At 56.9% G+C, this 17292-nt stretch carries 17 protein-coding genes; 15 read left to right on the top strand and 2 right to left on the bottom strand.

The window, feature by feature from the left end:
- Positions 1 to 86 precede the first annotated feature (86 nt).
- The 15 genes from eno to ABVT35_RS11280 all read left to right on the top strand — a co-directional run bounded on the left by eno (position 87) and on the right by ABVT35_RS11280 (position 15440).
- A complete protein-coding gene (gene eno / locus ABVT35_RS11350) occupies positions 87 to 1361 on the top strand; it encodes a phosphopyruvate hydratase (RefSeq protein WP_368466532.1) in 1275 nt (424 codons plus the stop codon).
- Between the two features lie 423 nt (positions 1362 to 1784).
- A complete protein-coding gene (locus tag ABVT35_RS11345) occupies positions 1785 to 2102 on the top strand; it encodes a septum formation initiator family protein (RefSeq protein ID WP_368466531.1) in 318 nt (105 codons plus the stop codon).
- 140 nt (positions 2103 to 2242) lie between these two features.
- On the top strand, positions 2243 to 3313 hold the full coding sequence (pdhA, locus tag ABVT35_RS11340) for a pyruvate dehydrogenase (acetyl-transferring) E1 component subunit alpha (protein WP_368466530.1): 1071 nt from the start codon (positions 2243 to 2245) through the stop codon (positions 3311 to 3313).
- A gap of 15 nt (positions 3314 to 3328) precedes the next feature.
- On the top strand, positions 3329 to 4711 hold the full coding sequence (locus tag ABVT35_RS11335; RefSeq protein WP_368466529.1) for a pyruvate dehydrogenase complex E1 component subunit beta: 1383 nt from the start codon (positions 3329 to 3331) through the stop codon (positions 4709 to 4711).
- 14 nt (positions 4712 to 4725) lie between these two features.
- A complete protein-coding gene (locus tag ABVT35_RS11330) occupies positions 4726 to 6051 on the top strand; it encodes a pyruvate dehydrogenase complex dihydrolipoamide acetyltransferase (RefSeq protein ID WP_368466528.1) in 1326 nt (441 codons plus the stop codon).
- 37 nt (positions 6052 to 6088) lie between these two features.
- Positions 6089 to 6652 carry an HdeD family acid-resistance protein gene (locus ABVT35_RS11325; RefSeq protein ID WP_368466527.1) on the top strand — a complete coding sequence of 188 codons (564 nt, stop codon included), beginning with the start codon at positions 6089 to 6091 and terminating at the stop codon, positions 6650 to 6652.
- A gap of 103 nt (positions 6653 to 6755) precedes the next feature.
- Complete coding sequence (lpdA, locus tag ABVT35_RS11320) at positions 6756 to 8219, top strand: dihydrolipoyl dehydrogenase (protein ID WP_368466526.1); 1464 nt, start codon at positions 6756 to 6758, stop codon at positions 8217 to 8219.
- Positions 8220 to 8245: 26 nt separating this feature from the next.
- Positions 8246 to 8485 carry a GlsB/YeaQ/YmgE family stress response membrane protein gene (locus ABVT35_RS11315; protein ID WP_368466525.1) on the top strand — a complete coding sequence of 80 codons (240 nt, stop codon included), beginning with the start codon at positions 8246 to 8248 and terminating at the stop codon, positions 8483 to 8485.
- A 29-nt stretch (positions 8486 to 8514) separates the two neighbouring features.
- Positions 8515 to 9480 (top strand): lipoyl synthase, encoded by a 966-nt coding sequence (gene lipA, locus ABVT35_RS11310; RefSeq protein ID WP_368466524.1) that lies wholly within the window; start codon positions 8515 to 8517, stop codon positions 9478 to 9480.
- Positions 9481 to 9498: 18 nt separating this feature from the next.
- Complete coding sequence (locus ABVT35_RS11305; RefSeq protein WP_368466523.1) at positions 9499 to 9945, top strand: type II toxin-antitoxin system RatA family toxin; 447 nt, start codon at positions 9499 to 9501, stop codon at positions 9943 to 9945.
- 252 nt (positions 9946 to 10197) lie between these two features.
- Positions 10198 to 11424, top strand: a complete 1227-nt coding sequence (locus ABVT35_RS11300; RefSeq protein ID WP_368466522.1) for a 3-methyl-2-oxobutanoate dehydrogenase (2-methylpropanoyl-transferring) subunit alpha — start codon at positions 10198 to 10200, stop codon at positions 11422 to 11424.
- A gap of 3 nt (positions 11425 to 11427) precedes the next feature.
- Complete coding sequence (locus tag ABVT35_RS11295) at positions 11428 to 12444, top strand: alpha-ketoacid dehydrogenase subunit beta (protein ID WP_368466521.1); 1017 nt, start codon at positions 11428 to 11430, stop codon at positions 12442 to 12444.
- Complete coding sequence (locus ABVT35_RS11290; RefSeq protein WP_368466519.1) at positions 12444 to 13736, top strand: dihydrolipoamide acetyltransferase family protein; 1293 nt, start codon at positions 12444 to 12446, stop codon at positions 13734 to 13736. The genes ABVT35_RS11295 and ABVT35_RS11290 overlap by 1 nt, the downstream gene beginning before the upstream one ends.
- Positions 13737 to 15131: a dihydrolipoyl dehydrogenase gene (gene lpdA / locus ABVT35_RS11285; RefSeq protein ID WP_368466518.1), complete on the top strand. Its 1395-nt coding sequence runs from the start codon at positions 13737 to 13739 to the stop codon at positions 15129 to 15131.
- A gap of 24 nt (positions 15132 to 15155) precedes the next feature.
- Positions 15156 to 15440, top strand: a complete 285-nt coding sequence (locus tag ABVT35_RS11280) for a DUF3303 family protein (protein WP_368466517.1) — start codon at positions 15156 to 15158, stop codon at positions 15438 to 15440.
- Positions 15441 to 15449: 9 nt separating this feature from the next.
- Here the strand turns inward: ABVT35_RS11280 and ABVT35_RS11275 are convergent, their stop codons facing one another.
- Both ABVT35_RS11275 and ABVT35_RS11270 read right to left on the bottom strand, forming a co-directional pair.
- Positions 15450 to 15944 carry a CinA family protein gene (locus ABVT35_RS11275; RefSeq protein ID WP_368466516.1) on the bottom strand — a complete coding sequence of 165 codons (495 nt, stop codon included), beginning with the start codon at positions 15942 to 15944 and terminating at the stop codon, positions 15450 to 15452.
- A 1-nt stretch (position 15945) separates the two neighbouring features.
- A complete protein-coding gene (locus tag ABVT35_RS11270; RefSeq protein WP_368466515.1) occupies positions 15946 to 17160 on the bottom strand; it encodes a bifunctional 2-C-methyl-D-erythritol 4-phosphate cytidylyltransferase/2-C-methyl-D-erythritol 2,4-cyclodiphosphate synthase in 1215 nt (404 codons plus the stop codon).
- Positions 17161 to 17292 lie beyond the last annotated feature (132 nt).

Genomic DNA, 17292 nt, shown 5'->3' with positions numbered 1-17292 from the left:
CCTGAAGCCTTGAACATTGCGTTTTCCGCGGGGTTGCCTAAAAGAACACCGAAACTCCCAAAACCGCTCCACAAGGATCCTGTGTTATGACTGCTATCGTCGATATTGTCGGCCGTGAAATTCTGGACAGCCGAGGCAATCCGACCGTCGAGGTTGATGTTCTTCTTGAAGACGGCTCATTCGGCCGTGCTGCCGTGCCTTCCGGGGCTTCAACCGGAGCTCACGAGGCCGTTGAACTAAGGGACGGCGGGCCGCGGTATCTGGGCAAGGGCGTCCAAAATGCGGTCGATGCGGTGAACGGCCCCATCCTTGAAGCGCTTCTGGGGCTCGACGCCACAGGTCAGATTCATGTCGATAAAACAATGATCGACCTTGATGGCACGCCCAACAAGGCCAAGCTTGGAGCCAATGCAATTCTTGGCGTATCACTGGCAGCCGCCAAGGCTGCGGCGGAGGCATCCGGGCTTCCCCTTTACCGGTATATTGGCGGACCGAATGCCCGTGTTCTGCCCGTGCCAATGATGAATATCATCAATGGCGGTGAGCACGCGGACAACCCGATCGATTTTCAGGAATTCATGATCATGCCGGTCGGCGCCACATCGATCCGCGACGCGGTGCGCATGGGCTCGGAAGTGTTCCATACGCTCAAGAAGGAACTTGCCGCGCAAGGACACAATACGAATGTGGGTGACGAGGGCGGATTTGCACCCGGGCTTGCCAGCGCGCCGGCTGCGCTCGATTTTATTATGCAGTCAATCGAAAAAGCCGGTTACACTCCGGGTGACGACATGTTTGTCGCCCTTGACTGTGCGTCGACCGAATTTTTCAAGGACGGGAAATATGTTCTTGAAGGCGAGGGGCGTACATTGGAGCCGGCCGCAATGGCCGAATACCTTGCAGAGCTTGTCGGCAAATATCCCATCATATCCATTGAAGACGGCATGGCGGAGGATGATTGGGACGGATGGAAGGTTCTCACCGATCTGATCGGCTCCAAGTGCCAGCTCGTTGGCGATGATCTTTTCGTCACCAATTCCGCCCGGCTTCGCGATGGTATCAAGATGGGCGTCGCCAACTCTATCCTGGTAAAGGTCAATCAGATCGGTTCTCTCAGCGAGACGCTTGATGCGGTCGAGACAGCACACAAGGCAAGCTACACGGCCGTCATGTCGCACCGGTCCGGTGAGACCGAAGACGCCACAATTGCTGATCTGGCGGTTGCCACCAATTGCGGGCAGATCAAGACCGGATCGCTGGCACGTTCGGACCGGCTTGCCAAATACAATCAGCTGATCCGCATCGAGGAAGAACTCGACAGTCAGGCAAGTTTTGCAGGGCGCGGGATCCTGCGGCGTTAATTTCCGGATTCATCAGGTTTTCGGTGTGCTTCGAAGCCTCCCAGTCGGGGGGCTTCTTCGTTTGGCGCCCCTATTAATATGTGAACAGCGTCGAAAGAGGGCGATTGCGGCTTACGTAAATTTCATTGTGCTAATTTGCAAGAGTAACAACGTGGTTTGCCTTCCGGCAGAAAGCTTAGGCAAACCGGGGCATTGGGCATGGATGCGGCGGGCAGCCGAGCCAGAATATATAGGTGAACTTCGATAGTCTCCCATTTCACAAATGGCGGGTATTGTGCTTTTCGCCGGTGCCGAATTCTGACACTTTGCGATAACGCGTTATTAAACATGTTGGTGCATAAAAGTCGTGTTCCGGTGGCTGGCGGATGTGTAAAGCCGGCGGGGACATAGTACCTGTTGAGTATCGAGTAGCGTGCGTAACATATGTCGACACGGCAGAAAAAGATCCGTAAAACCGGCCGTCTGTTTATTCCGATCATTGCAATTGCTTTTATCAGCTATTTTGGATTCCATTCGATCCATGGCGACCGGGGCATGCGCGCAATGCAGCGCTTTGAAGTGCGAAAAGCTCAATTGGAACTGAGGCTTGCGGAGTTGGTGGAAGATCGCAAGAAGCTTCAGCGGCAGGTTAAATTGCTGCCATCAAATGGGCCGGTTGTGCGTGATATGCTGGATGAAAGAGCACGTGAAGCGCTGAATTTGTCCCGGCCAAACGAGATCGTTATTTTCGATTTCAACTGAAATTAACTGTAATTCAGTTAATTTGAATAATATTCAATAAAAACAAACACTTAAAACGCAAGCGAGCTATGCATTATTGGCCTTGCTGGCTGTTCGTCAATTCCGTAAGGTGAGGCAAGACGAACAATCGGGAGGACTCCATGGCCCCGCGCAAAAGTGCAGCGTCAGCCAGTCGTCGAACTGGTGCATCAAAATCCACTAAATCGAGATCATCCAAAGCCGGCAAGCCGACCATCGGCAGCACTGTATCGGAATTCGACAAGGAGCAAGAGCTCGAAGTCTACCGCGAAATGCTGCTCATCCGCCGCTTCGAGGAAAAGGCCGGCCAGCTTTATGGTATGGGCTTTATCGGCGGCTTCTGTCACCTTTATATCGGCCAAGAGGCTGTCATAACCGGCATCCAGATGGCGATGAAGGAAGGTGACCAGCTGATCACCGGCTATCGCGACCATGGTCATATGCTGGCAGCGGGTATGAACCCGCGCGGCGTCATGGCTGAGCTTACGGGGCGCCAGAGCGGATACTCCCGCGGCAAGGGCGGCTCGATGCACATGTTCTCGCGAGAAAAGAACTTTTACGGCGGTCACGGTATCGTCGGTGCGCAGGTTTCGCTTGGAACCGGCATTGGCTTTGCCAATCGCTACAAGGATAACGGCAATGTCAGCATTGCCTTTTACGGTGATGGTGCCTCAAACCAGGGGCAGGTCTATGAGAGCTTCAACATGGCCGAGCTCTGGCAACTGCCCGTCGTCTATGTTGTAGAAAACAACCGCTATGCGATGGGTACGGCGGTTTCCCGGGCCTCCGCCCAGACCGACTTTTCACAACGCGGCGTTTCCTTCAATATTCCGGGCTATCAGGTTGATGGTATGGATGTGCGTGCGGTCAACGCTGCTGCCGAGGCAGCGCTGGAACACTCCCGATCCGGCAACGGCCCGATCATTCTGGAAATGCTGACCTACCGCTATCGCGGTCACTCAATGTCCGATCCGGCCAAGTACCGCAGTAAGGACGAAGTTCAGAAAATGCGTTCCGAGCATGATCCGATCGAACAGGTCAAGGCGCGCTTGCTCGAAAAGGGTTGGGCCAGCGAGGACGAGCTCAAGGCTATAGACAAGAGTGTGCGCGATATCGTCGCCGACAGCGCCGAGTTCGCACAGACCGATCCGGAGCCCGATCCGTCGGAGCTCTATACGGACATCATGCTGTAGGGCGGGGGAGAAACAATGCCAATCGATATTCTTATGCCAGCGCTCTCACCGACCATGGAAGAGGGCACACTTGCCAAGTGGCTCAAAAAGGAAGGCGATCCGGTAACCTCGGGTGATGTGATCGCCGAAATCGAAACCGACAAGGCCACGATGGAGGTCGAAGCTGTTGATGAAGGCACGATCGGCAAGATCGTCGTGCCGGAAGGCAGCGAGGGCGTCAAGGTGAATGCGGTGATTGCGGTGCTTTTGGGCGACGGCGAATCTTCTTCCGATATTGGAACGGAAACACCGGCCGCAGCACCTGCACCTGCAATTGCGGAAGCTGCACCTGGGCCAGTAGCCGCTGAACCCGTTGCAGCAGCGCCGGTTGCAGCCGCCGTGCCGTCGGATCCCGACATACCGGCCGGCACCGAAATGGTGCCGACGACCGTGCGTGAAGCCCTGCGCGATGCAATGGCGGAAGAGATGCGCTCGGATGATGACGTATTCATCATGGGTGAAGAAGTTGCCGAGTATCAGGGCGCCTACAAGATCACACAGGGTCTGCTTGATGAATTCGGTGCCCGCCGCGTGGTCGATACGCCCATCACCGAACACGGATTTGCCGGTGTCGGGGTCGGTGCTGCGATGGCCGGTCTGAAGCCGATCGTCGAGTTCATGACATTCAACTTTGCCATGCAGGCGATGGACCAGATCATAAACTCGGCGGCCAAGACGCACTACATGTCTGGCGGCCAGATGACAGCGCCGGTGGTGTTCCGTGGACCGAACGGCGCGGCGGCGCGTGTCGCCGCCCAGCATTCGCAGTGCTATGCCGCCTGGTACAGCCACGTTCCGGGGCTCAAGGTTGTCATGCCGTATACGGCAGCCGACGCGAAGGGTCTTTTGAAAGCCGCCATCCGCGATCCCAATCCGATCATATTCCTGGAAAACGAGATCCTTTACGGCCACACATTCGATGTGCCGAAGCTAGACGATTTTGTTCTGCCAATAGGCAAAGCACGGATCGCCCGTTCAGGAAACGATGTGACAATCGTCTCTTTCGGTATCGGCATGACCTATGCCGAACAGGCTGCCGATGAACTGTCGGGCATGGGTATTGAGGCCGAGATCATCGATCTGCGTACCATTCGGCCGATGGATCTGCCGACTGTCATTGAATCGGTCAAAAAGACCGGCCGGCTTGTGACCGTAGAAGAGGGCTTTCCGCAGAGCTCCGTCGGCACCGAGATTGCCACCCGGGTCATGCAGCAGGCATTCGACTATCTTGATGCGCCGATCCTGACGATCGCGGGCAAGGATGTTCCGATGCCCTATGCCGCCAACCTTGAAAAACTGGCGCTGCCAAATGTCGCCGAGGTTGTCGATGCGGTTAAAGCTGTAACCTACACAGCCTGAGGGAGGGCGCCGAAATGCCGATCAATATAACAATGCCAGCGCTTTCTCCGACAATGGAAGAAGGCAATCTTGCAAAATGGCTCGTCAAGGAAGGCGACAGCGTCTCTTCAGGTGACGTGATTGCGGAAATCGAGACCGACAAGGCGACGATGGAAGTCGAGGCGGTCGATGAAGGCGTCGTCGCCAAGATCCTGGTTCCCGAAGGCACGGAAGGCGTCAAGGTCAATGCACCCATCGCCATTCTCGCCGAAGACGGGGAAGATGTCGTAGCTGCTGCCAGTGCCGCTCCGGCGGCTGCGACGGAAGCGCCTGCGGCTCAGGCGCCCGTGCCCAATGGCAGCGATCCTGCACCGGCTGCTTCGCCCGCGGCCGCCCCGGCTCCGGCACCCGCAGCGCCTCAACTCTCGGGAACGCGTGTTTTCTCTTCGCCTCTGGCGCGCCGGATCGCATCGGAAGCCGGTATCGATATTTCCACAGTTAGCGGGACCGGGCCGCACGGGCGCGTCATCCGCCGCGATGTCGATGCGGCCATTGCCGGCGGCGTTGGTGCGGCGGCACCTGCTGCAGCGCCAGCCGCTGCGCCCGTGGCAGCTCCCGCAGCGCCGTCGGATGAGCAGACACTCAAGCTGTTCGAAGAGGGTTCATACGAGCTGGTACCACACGACGGTATGCGAAAGACCATCGCCAAGCGCCTGGTGGAATCGAAACAGACCGTGCCGCATTTCTATCTGACACTGGAATGCGAGTTGGACGCGCTGCTCGCCCTTCGTAAGGAGCTTAACGCTTCTGCACCGGTGCGCGACGACAAACCGGCCTTCAAGCTGTCGGTCAACGACTTTGTCATCAAGGCGATGGCACTGGCGCTTCGCGACGTGCCGCAGGCAAATGCCTCCTGGACCGACGCAAATATGGTTATGCACAAGCATTCGGATGTGGGTGTCGCCGTCTCCATTCCGGGCGGCCTCATCACTCCGATCGTTCGCCAGGCCGAGCTCAAACCGCTCTCTGTTATCTCGAACGAGATGAAGGATCTGGCCGGCCGGGCCCGTGAACGCAAACTGCTGCCGCAGGAATATCAGGGCGGAACAACGGCGGTTTCCAATCTCGGCATGTTTGGCATCAAGGAATTCTCCGCCGTCATCAACCCACCGCATGCGACCATTCTTGCGGTCGGAGCCGGTGAACAACGTCCGGTTGTCAAGGATGGCGCGCTGGCAGTCGCAACTGTCATGTCCGTGACTTTGTCGACGGATCACCGTGCCGTTGACGGTGCGCTCGGTGCGGAACTCCTGGCGGCATTCAAGGGCTATGTGGAAAATCCCATGAGTATGCTGGTATAGCTACTGTTTTTACAGCCAATCAGGAGAGGAAGCGGCTATGACAGACCTGTTTGACAAAAAGGATGTTGAGGAAGCCCTCGAGAAATTGAAGGCATCCTGGGGATGGTTGGTTGCGATCGGCGTCATATCGCTGATCGGCGGGCTTCTGTCGTTCGCAAATCCGTTTGCTGCAACCATGACGGTTGACTATCTGGTCGGGTTTGTCTTCCTCTTCGCGGGTGTCGTGCAAATCGTGCAGGCCTTTTCGGTTCGCGGCTCGGGTGGATTTCTGTGGACGCTGGCGGTCGGCATACTGACCCTGCTCGTCGGCGCCATACTGGTTGGAAATCCGATTGCCGGAGCTGCGTCACTGACCGTTCTTGTCGGTATTTTGCTGTTCTTTCTTGGTGCTGCAAAAATTGCCTTCTCGATGTCGATGCGGCCGGCCTCAGGTTGGGGCTGGGTGACGCTATCCGGCATATTGTCGATTGTTCTCGGCGTCATCATATTTGCGAATTTCCCATGGGCGGCGGCCACTGTGCTTGGCCTGTTCCTTGGCGTTGAATTGACCTTCAACGGGGTAACACTGCTGCTGACGGGTTTTGCCCTGCGCAAGAGCTGACGGCCAGGCCTTCGCGGCCAAAACAACAGGCGCCCTGGAAGCAGGGCGCCGTCGAATAGACAGGCAATGGCATTGAATATGCCTTCATTTCAGGAGACGAAGCGTGTCCAATACTTATGATGTCATCATCATCGGATCCGGCCCGGGCGGTTATGTTACCGCTGTACGGTCCGCACAGCTGGGATTCAAGACAGCGATCGTCGAGCGCGAGCACCTGGGAGGCATATGCCTGAACTGGGGATGCATCCCGACAAAGGCGCTGCTGCGTTCGGCCGAAATCCTGCATTTCGCAGAACATGCCGACAATTACGGCCTGAAGCTCGAAGGCACGGTCTCGGCAGACATCAATGCGGTCGTGCAGCGTTCGCGCGGCGTTTCAGTCCGGTTGAATTCCGGCATCGGCTTCCTGATGAAGAAGAACAAGGTCGATGTCATTTGGGGTGAAGCCCAACTGACCAAGGCTGCCAAGGGCGGTGCGCCTGCCGAGATCGCAGTCAAAAAGTCCTCCAAGAAACCCATGGAGCCACAGCATCCGGTTCCTAAAAATACGCTGGGTGAGGGGACCTATCTGGCCAAACACGTGATTGTGGCGACCGGCGCACGCCCGCGCGTCATTCCCGGCATCGAGCCGGACGGCAAGCTGATTTGGACCTATTTCGAAGCCATGGTTCCGCAGGAAAAGCCCAAGTCCATGCTGGTCATGGGATCGGGTGCGATCGGCATCGAATTTGCCAGTTTCTACAACGCACTGGGCGTCGATGTGACCGTCGTCGAAATGATGCCGACAATCATGCCCGTCGAAGATGCGGAGATATCCGGACTTGCCCGCAAGTCGCTGGAGCGCAGTGGCCTGAAGATCATCACCGACGCAAAGGTCTCCAAGGTCGAAAAGGGCGCCAACAGCGTCACGGCGCATGTTGAGACCAAGGATGGAAAGACACAGGCAGTCACTGCGGACAAGCTGATCTCTGCGGTCGGCGTGCAGGGCAATATCGAAAATCTCGGCTTGGAAGCGCTTGGCGTAAAGACCGACAGGGGCTGCATCGTCATCGACGGTTTCGGCAAGACCAATGTCGAAGGTGTCTATGCAATCGGCGATGTTGCCGGACCACCGATGCTCGCACACAAGGCGGAGCACGAGGGTGTTGTTTGCGTTGAAAAGATCGCAGGCGTTCCGGGTGTTCATCCGATGGACAAGAACAAGATACCGGGCTGCACCTATTGTGATCCGCAAGTCGCCAGCGTCGGCCTGACTGAGGCAAGGGCAAAGGAAGCCGGTTATGACATACGCGTTGGGCGATTCCAGTTCGGCGCCAACGGCAAAGCCATTGCGCTCGGCGAAGACAAGGGACTGATCAAGACCATTTTCGACAAGAAGACCGGTGAGCTTCTCGGTGCTCACATGGTGGGCGCGGAAGTCACGGAACTCATTCAGGGTTTCGTGGTTGCGATGAATCTCGAAACCACCGAAGAAGAACTCATGCATACCGTTTTCCCGCATCCGACCCTATCTGAGATGATGAAGGAAAGCGTGCTTGACGCCTATGGCCGCGCGTTGAATGCTTAAAGGCGATTCAACAGGGGAGTGCTGAAATGAGCATTATCGGTTTTTTGATTGTCGGTCTTCTGGCCGGATTTATCGCCGAAAAGGTCATGAACAGGAACCACGGGCTGATCAAGAACCTGGTGGTCGGCATTATCGGTTCATTTGTCGGCGGTTTTCTGGCGCAAAGCCTGGGCATCGTGTTCTTCGGCTTTGTCGGCAATCTGATCGTCGCGACCGTTGGTGCCATTGTCATATTGTGGTTGTTTGCGCTATTGGCTGGCCGCTGATTACGCATTTGATGTGAAGGGTTTCTCCCATGGTCACAGTTGTTGATACGGTAGCGCGCGAAAAGCGCGTTCGGCATCCTGAAAAGGCGCACCGGCCTGACAATGAGGTCATGCGCAAGCCTGACTGGATTCGCGTAAAAGCGCCAACATCCAAGGGCTACAAGGAAACCCGCGACATCGTGAAGTCGAACAACCTGGTCACGGTTTGCGAAGAGGCCGGCTGCCCTAATATCGGTGGTTGCTGGCAGCAAAAGCATGCCAGCTTCATGATCATGGGTGAAATCTGCACGCGTGCCTGCGCCTTTTGCAACGTTTCGACCGGCAAACCTTCGCAGCTGGATGCGAATGAACCTGAAAACGTTGCCAAGGCCGTGCATCAGATGGGCCTCAACCACGTCGTCGTCACTTCCGTAGACCGCGACGATCTTGCCGACGGAGGCGCACAGCATTTCGTCGACACGATTACGGCTATCCGCGAGGCATCGCCGTCAACGACAATCGAAATCCTGACGCCGGATTTCCTGCGCAAGGAAGGGGCGCTTGAAACTGTCGTCAGAGCACGGCCGGACGTTTTCAACCATAACCTTGAAACCGTTCCGTCGAATTATCTGACAGTACGGCCGGGTGCGCGTTATTTCCACTCGATCAGGTTGCTGCAGCGTGTCAAGGAAATCGATCCCGACATGTTCACCAAATCGGGCATCATGGTCGGGCTCGGTGAAGAGCGGAACGAGGTTCTCCAACTGATGGACGACCTGCGCGTTGCCGATGTCGACTTCCTGACGATCGGACAATATCTGCAGCCAACGAAAAAGCACCACAAGGTGGAAAAGTTCGTCACGCCCGACGAGTTCAAATCATATGAGACTATTGCTTATTCGAAGGGTTTTCTGATGGTGTCGGCAAGCCCGCTGACCCGCTCTTCCCACCACGCCGGCGATGATTTTGCCAAGCTGCAGGCAGCAAGGGCGGCGCGCGCAGGAATGACGATGTGACGCTCAAGACGCCTTCTTATGCCAAAATTTGATACCAAGCGTTTTGTCGCCCATACGCCCGAACATATGTTTGAGCTGGTGGCCGATATCGAAAAATACCCGGAATTTCTGCCGCTGTGCGAGGGACTGAAGGTCCGCACACGAAAAGAGCGCAACACAAAAACGCTGCTGATTGCCGACATGACGGTCGGCTACAAAGCCATTCGCGAGACCTTCACCAGCCAGGTTCTGCTCAGTCCGGACGATTCAGTCATCGACGTCAAATATCTCGACGGGCCGTTTCGTTATCTCAACAACCGATGGATATTCGAACCCGCGGGTGAGGGCGGCTGCGACGTGTCGTTCTTTATCGACTATGAATTCAAAAGCCGCATGCTGGGCGCGCTGATGGGCACCATGTTCGACCGTGCTTTCCACAAATTCGCCGAAGCCTTCGAAGAGCGTGCTGACGAGATTTTCGGCTAGAGCAAGCACCCGAAATGGCAGTTGATTCCACGCTGCGACGGCTTTGTTGTTTCCTTTCGCGCAATGAAAGAACAAAATTAGCCTGCTTTGCGCAATGAGCGCAAAGGTCATGCACAGGCTGCGCCATATACAATCCATTTTCAAAGGCGCTATTGTCGGGTCAGCCAAACCGGCGCATCATATAGGTCAGTAATGTTGTCGTAATTAAAGGTTGTCGCTGCTTGCAGCCCCAGACCAGAAAGCGAGACACTCATGAACGACTACGGCCCGCTTTCCTTTAAAGTGCCCGAGCCACCCGTTCGTCCGGGTGACGAACCCGATTTTTCCGATTTCGAAGTTCCCAAGGCCGGTACGGTCCGAAAACCCGGCATCGATACCGACGCCCACGACATCAAGGATCTGGCGACGACGATGATCCGCGTCCTGAACAGGGATGGGGAGGCGGTTGGTCCCTGGGCCGAGGAATTCGACAAGGAGACGCTGCTGCACGGCTTGCGCTCCATGCTGCGAACCCGCGCATTCGATGAGCGCATGATGACATTGCAGCGCCAGGGCAAGACGTCTTTCTACATGAAGTGCACGGGCGAAGAAGCGATTGCCATCGGTCACCAACTGGCGCTGTCGCAAGGGGACATGAATTTCCCCACATATCGTCAGCAGGGCCTGCTTTTGTCTCAGGACTACCCGGTCGTCGATATGATCTGCCAGATCCTCTCCAATGCGCGCGATCCGTTGCACGGCCGTCAATTGCCGGTTCTTTATTCCGCAAAAGAGTACGGTTTTTTTACGATCTCCGGCAATCTCGGCACCCAGTACATCCACGCGGTCGGCTGGGCAATGGCTTCAGCCATCAAGGGCGATACCAAGATCGCTTCGGCCTGGATCGGAGACGGCTCAACAGCCGAAAGCGATTTTCACGCCGCTCTGGTCAATGCTTCCGTCTACCAGCCGCCGGTGGTGCTCAATATCGTCAATAACCAGTGGGCGATCTCATCCTTCCAGGGCATAGCCGGCGGCGATCAGGCCACCTTTGCCGAGCGGGCGCTTGGATACGGTATTCCGTCCCTGCGCGTCGACGGGAACGACTTTATGGCTGTTCATGCAGTCTCAAAATGGGCGATCGAGCGCGCCAGGCGCAATCTTGGACCGACACTCATTGAGTGGGTTACCTATCGTGTCGCGCCCCATTCGACGTCTGACGACCCGAGCAAATACAGGCCCCGCGAGGAATCCGAAGCCTGGCCGCTTGGTGATCCGGTCCTGAGGCTCAAGAACCATCTGATCAAAATCGGTCTATGGTCCGAGGAGCGCCATCTCCAGGCCGAGGCCGAGTTCGACGAGGAAATGCGCGTCTCCGCCAAGGAGGCGGAATCCTATGGTGTCATGGGCGGCGGTTCCAGCGCGCGGGACATCTTCGAGGATGTCTACAAGGAAATGCCGCCGCATCTGCTTGCCCAGCGTCAGAAGATGGGAGTGTAAGCGATGGTTCAGATGACAATGATCGAAGCCATCCGCAGCGCCATGGACGTGACAATGGAGCGCGACGAGAACGTCGTGGTCTTCGGCGAAGATGTCGGCTACTTCGGCGGCGTGTTCCGCTGCACGGCCGGTCTGCAGAAAAAATACGGATCGTCGAGGGTGTTCGACAGCCCGATCAACGAAAGCGGTATTGTCGGTGCGGGGATCGGTATGGCCGTCTATGGTCTTCGGCCCTGCATCGAGGTCCAGTTTGCCGATTACATCTATCCGGCCTATGACCAGATCGTTTCAGAGGCTGCGCGTATCCGTTATCGTTCAGCCGGCGACTTCACCGCGCCGATCACTATACGCAGCCCTGTCGGCGGCGGCATTTTCGGCGGACAGACGCACAGCCAGAGCCCGGAAGCGCTGTTCACGCATGTATCCGGTCTGAAAACCATCATGCCGTCCACGCCCTATGACGCTAAGGGGCTCCTGATCGCCGCCATCGAGGATGACGATCCGGTTGTCTTCTTTGAGCCGAAACGCCTGTATAACGGTCCCTTTGACGGTCACCACGATCGTCCTGCGCAGAACTGGACGACGCATCCGCTGGGCAATGTTCCCGAGGGGCATTATACGCTGCCGATCGGAAAGGCGGCCATACGGCGTGAAGGGTCGGCTGTCAGCATAATCACCTACGGTACCATGTGTTTCGTGGCGGAAGCTGCGGCCCAGGAATCCGGCATTGATGCTGAAATCGTCGATCTTCGGACACTGTTGCCGCTCGATATCGAAACCATCGCCGCGTCGGTGAAAAAAACCGGCCGCTGTATGGTTCTTCACGAGGCGACGCTAACCTCAGGTTTTGGAGCCGAACTCGCGGCGCAGATACAGGAACATTGTTTTTACAGCCTGGAGGCGCCGATCGAGCGCGTGACCGGTTGGGACACACCCTATCCACATGCGCAGGAGTGGCAATATTTCCCGGGCCCGGAACGGGTCGGGCGGGCGCTTAAAGAACTGACGGAGGCAGCATAATGGGCGTTCACACGATAAAAATGCCCGATGTCGGCGAGGGCATAACGGAAGCCGAAATCGTCGAATGGAATGTTGCGGTCGGCGACCAGGTGCGGGAGGACGACGTCCTTGCCGCGGTCATGACCGACAAGGCAACCGTCGAAATTCCTTCGCCCGTCGAAGGCAAGATCGTCTCGATCGATGGCGAAATCGGTGCAATGACGGCTGTCGGTGCAGCGATTGTTACCATCGAGGTCGAGGGCGCCGGTGACACGCCGAAGAAGAAACCGGCGAAGGCTGCTCCCGTCAAGAAAGAGACCATGCCCGAGCCCGAAAAGGCAGTGGAAAAAGAACCAGTTGCGGAAGCACCTCCCGTGACGCCGGTTGCAGCACCAAAGCCTGTTCGGTCGATCCCGGCCACCAACGGACCGCCGAGGCCGGAAGGCGAAAAATCGTTGGCTTCGCCAAGCGTTCGCAAACGTGCAATGGACGCCGGCATTGAGCTTGTCTATGTCCGCGGCAGCGGTCCTGCGGGCCGGATCCTGCATGAGGACCTTGATACCTATATCGCCGGCAAGGCTGAGCCGGTGACAAGCTCCTTCCAGCCGAACAACACCATTACCGAAACCAAGGTTATCGGCTTACGGCGAAAAATTGCCGAACGCTTGCAGGACGCCAAGAGTCGCATCCCCCACATCACCTACGTCGATGAAGTGGATATGACGGAGCTGGAGGAATTGCGGGCGCATCTCAACAAGACAAAGCGGGAAGACCAGCCGAAACTGACCATCCTGCCGTTTATCATGCGTGCCATGGTCAAGGCGTTAAGGGCCCATCCAAAGCTGAGTGCGCATTTCGAGGATGAAGCCGGGATCGTACGCCAGTTCGGTGCAGCGCACATCGGCATGGCCGTGCAGACGGCTAACGGCCTCATGGTTGCAGTCGTGCGCAATGCAGAGGCGCGCGATATCTGGGACATTGCAGCGGAAGCGCAGCGCCTTGCCAATGCAGCCCGCGACGGAACGATAACACGCGAAGAACTGACCGGCTCAACCATAACCCTGACCAGCCTTGGAACAATCGGCGGCATCGTTTCGACACCGGTCATCAACAGTCCGGAGGTGGCGATCGTCGGCGTCAACAAGATCGCCATGCGGCCGGTCTATCAGGATGGCACATTCGTGCCTCGTAAGATCATGAACCTGTCTTCGTCGTTCGATCATCGCATCATCGACGGATGGGATGCGGCGGAATTCATCCAGCACATTCGAGGCTCGCTGGAGACCCCCGCAACACTCTTCATGGAGCCGTAAATGAATTATCTTTCGTGCGAAGTGCTGGTGATCGGCGGTGGACCCGGCGGATATGTAACGGCGATCCGCGCCGGACAGTTGGGGCTCGACACGATCCTCGTCGAAAAGAAATCCGTCGGCGGGACTTGCCTTAATGTCGGTTGTATCCCGTCAAAAGCGATGATCCACATCGCCGATGAATTCGAAAAAGTCGTGAAGGCCTCGAAAGGCAAGGCGCCGGGCATTTCCGTGAAGGCGCCGGTTGTTGACCTGATTGGTGCGGTGGAGTGGAAAGACGACATCGTCCGCCGGCTCAATGGCGGGGTGACTTCACTCCTCAAAAAAGCCGGCGTGACTGTCATTAACGGACAAGCGCGCATGCGCGACGGCAAGACTTGCAGCGTGGCGGCGGAAAAAGAGTCCTTTCAGATTAAGGCAAAATTCGTCGTCATGGCACCCGGTTCCGAACCGGTCGAACTGGAAGGGCTGCCCTTCGGCGGCAATGTCATTTCGTCGACGCAGGCCCTTATGCTGGAGGAACTTCCCAAAAACCTGGTCGTGGTCGGCGGTGGTTATATCGGGCTTGAGCTTGGTACGGCATTCGCAAAGATGGGCTCAAAGGTGACCGTGCTCGAGGCTAGCGAACAATTGCTGCCGCAATACGACAAGGAGATTGCAAACGTTGTCTCCAGGCAACTCAAGAAGCTGGGGGTGGACGTTCGTCTCAGCACCTATGCCGGCGCGATGAATGCCAAAGGCACGGCTGTCGAAGCGGTTGATTCTGATAATAAAACCACGAAGCTGGATGCCGACAAGGTGCTGGTGACGGTGGGCCGCAAACCGCGCCTCGACGGCTGGGGGCTGCGGGAATTGCACCTGACGATGAAGGACGGTTTCATCGATATCGACAATGAGTGCCGCACGTCCATGACCGATGTGTTTGCCATTGGTGACGTAACGGGCGAGCCCATGCTGGCGCACCGCGCCATGGCGCAAGGGGAAGTGGTGGCAGAACTTATTGCGGGCAAGCGCCGTGTCTTTGAGCCGGCCGCTATTCCGGCAGTGTGTTTCACCGACCCCGAAATTGTTTCGGTTGGACTTTCGCCGCAAGAGGCACAGGATGCAGGCCATGAAGTCGCGATCGGGAAATTTCCGCTGCCCGTTCTCGGCCGGGCCATGACGCTTGAAGCGGATGCCGGGTTCGTCCGGGTGGTTGCCCGCAAGGACAATGAGCTGGTTCTCGGTATTCAGGCCGTCGGCAAGAATATTTCCGAATTTGCTTCGTCATTCTCGCTGGCCCTCGAGATGGGCGCCTGCCTGCAGGACATTGCATCAACCATTCACGCGCATCCGACCCAGGGCGAGGGCATCCAGGAAGCCGCGATGCTTGCCCTCGGGCACGGACTGCATATTTGACGCGATCATAACCGGGAGGAACCCATGCGCCTGATGTTCAAATTCACCATTCCCGTTGAACGGGGAAACCAGGCGGCAAAGGACGGAACCCTGGGCAAGGCTATCCAAACCCTTGTCGAGACAGTCAATGCCGAAGCGTCCTATTTTGCCCTCGAAGACGGCAAACGCATGGGCATTGTCATTTTCGAGGAAACGGACCAGGCGCGCATGGCCGCGATCAACGAGCCGTTCTTCGCATCGGTGGACGCATCCATTGAAATCCAGCCCGTATTGACCGCTGAAGACCTTCAGCGCGGGCTGGGGCACTGACAACGCTTGCTAGCTTGCATCCTTATCAGCGGCAATGAGCGCCTTTAAGGCCTCTGAAACAGTGGCCTTGCGTATCGCATCGCGCCCGATATCACCGAAGCGCAGCTCCGTATGTTTCGTGGCGCCACCGCGGGCCGCAAGAGCCATATGAACGAGCCCGACGGGCTTTTCATAAGAACCGCCACCGGGGCCGGCGACACCGGTCACGGATACGGCAAATTCCGCTCGTGAACGGGCGAGGGCGCCTTCAGCCATTTCAATGGCTGTTTGCGCGGACACGGCCCCGTGGGCATCCAGCGTTGCTGGCGAAACACCGATCATGTCCTGCTTAGCCTCGTTGGAATATGTCACGAAACCGCGGTCGAGAACGTTCGAAGATCCTGCTATATCCGTTATGGTGGATGCAATCATTCCGCCGGTGCACGATTCCGCCGTCGCAACCATCTTACCAGTTCGCGTAAGCTGCGACACAAGCGTCTGTGCGAGGTGGGCCAAATCTGTCATTTCAAGCGGTTCCGTACACGACAGTGGCGGTGGCAATGGCGGCAATGCCTTCGCGACGTCCAACGAAACCTATTTTTTCGTTTGTTGTCGCTTTAACTGAACAACGCTCTATTTCGATGCCCAATATTTCGGCGAGGTTTTCGCGCATTGCATGCCGGTGCGGTCCGATCTTGGGTGCCTCGCAGATGAGCGTGACATCGGCATTCGTGATTGTCCCACCGGCGGCAGCGGCAATATCGGCAGCGTGTCTCAGGAATATTCGGGAATCAGCACCCTTCCACTGAGGATCGCTGGGCGGGAAGTGATCGCCGATATCACCCTGTCCGCAGGTCGCAAGCAGCGCGTCGGTCAGCGCATGCAAGGCGACGTCGGCGTCGGAGTGCCCGGACAGTGCCTTGTCGTGAGGAACGGCGATACCACACAGCGTAACTGAATCGCCCGCAACAAGCGCATGGACGTCGTAACCGTTTCCGGTCCGAACATCCGGCAATGCTGCTGCGCGACCGGTTTCCGATCTCATTTTTTGATCTGCCAATTCGATGTCCCTTGCAACGGTCAGCTTGACGTTTTCCGGATCGCCCTTGACTATCCGGACCGGAATGCCGACCCATTCGGCGATGGCGCTGTCGTCGGTAAATGCCGTTTGCATCTGCTGTGCGGCTTTGCGGTGGGCGTCCAAAATGGAAAAGAATTCAAATCCCTGCGGGGTCTGTGCGGCATGCAGGTCGGAACGGGGTACGGTTTCTTCAACAACGTTTCCATCGGTGGACTTTTTGAGTGTGTCGGCGACTGCCACAGCCGGCAGAACAGCCTTTGATCCCTCCTCAAGTCCTTCCAGAACCCTGTCTATCAGTGAGCTGTCGGCAAACGGACGCACTCCGTCGTGGATGAGGACATGGGTGAGTCCAGCCTCGCTAAGAGCCTCAAGGCCCTTCAGCGCGGAGTCCTGCCGCTCCGCACCTCCTTCGACAATGATGAGTGAGATGGGTGAACCCAGCTTTTCAACGGCACGGGAAAATAGAACCTGGTCGTCCGGGTGAATGACGACTGCAATCTGTCCGATGCGAGGGTGTTTTTGGAAGGTCTCCAGCGTCCAGGACAACACCTCCCGGCCGCCGATTTTGCGATATTGCTTGGGGCCTTCTTCGGCGTTGCCCGCCCGCTCGCCCCGGCCGGCCGAGACGATAACAGCTCCGATTGTTCCAATTTCCGACATGGTCACCCTATATGCGGCTCATACAAAGATGCTGTAGCTGTGTTGATGCTAATTTACCACCGCAATCGCATACAATTCGCTTGCAAAATTCATTGGATTGCATAAAAAGTATGCAAGACTAAATGTTGCACG

This window comes from Hoeflea sp. TYP-13, from assembly GCF_040932035.1.
Taxonomy (GTDB): domain Bacteria; phylum Pseudomonadota; class Alphaproteobacteria; order Rhizobiales; family Rhizobiaceae; genus Hoeflea_A.
Note: the sequence above shows the minus strand (reverse complement) of the source record. Positions and strands in the feature narration are given on the sequence as shown.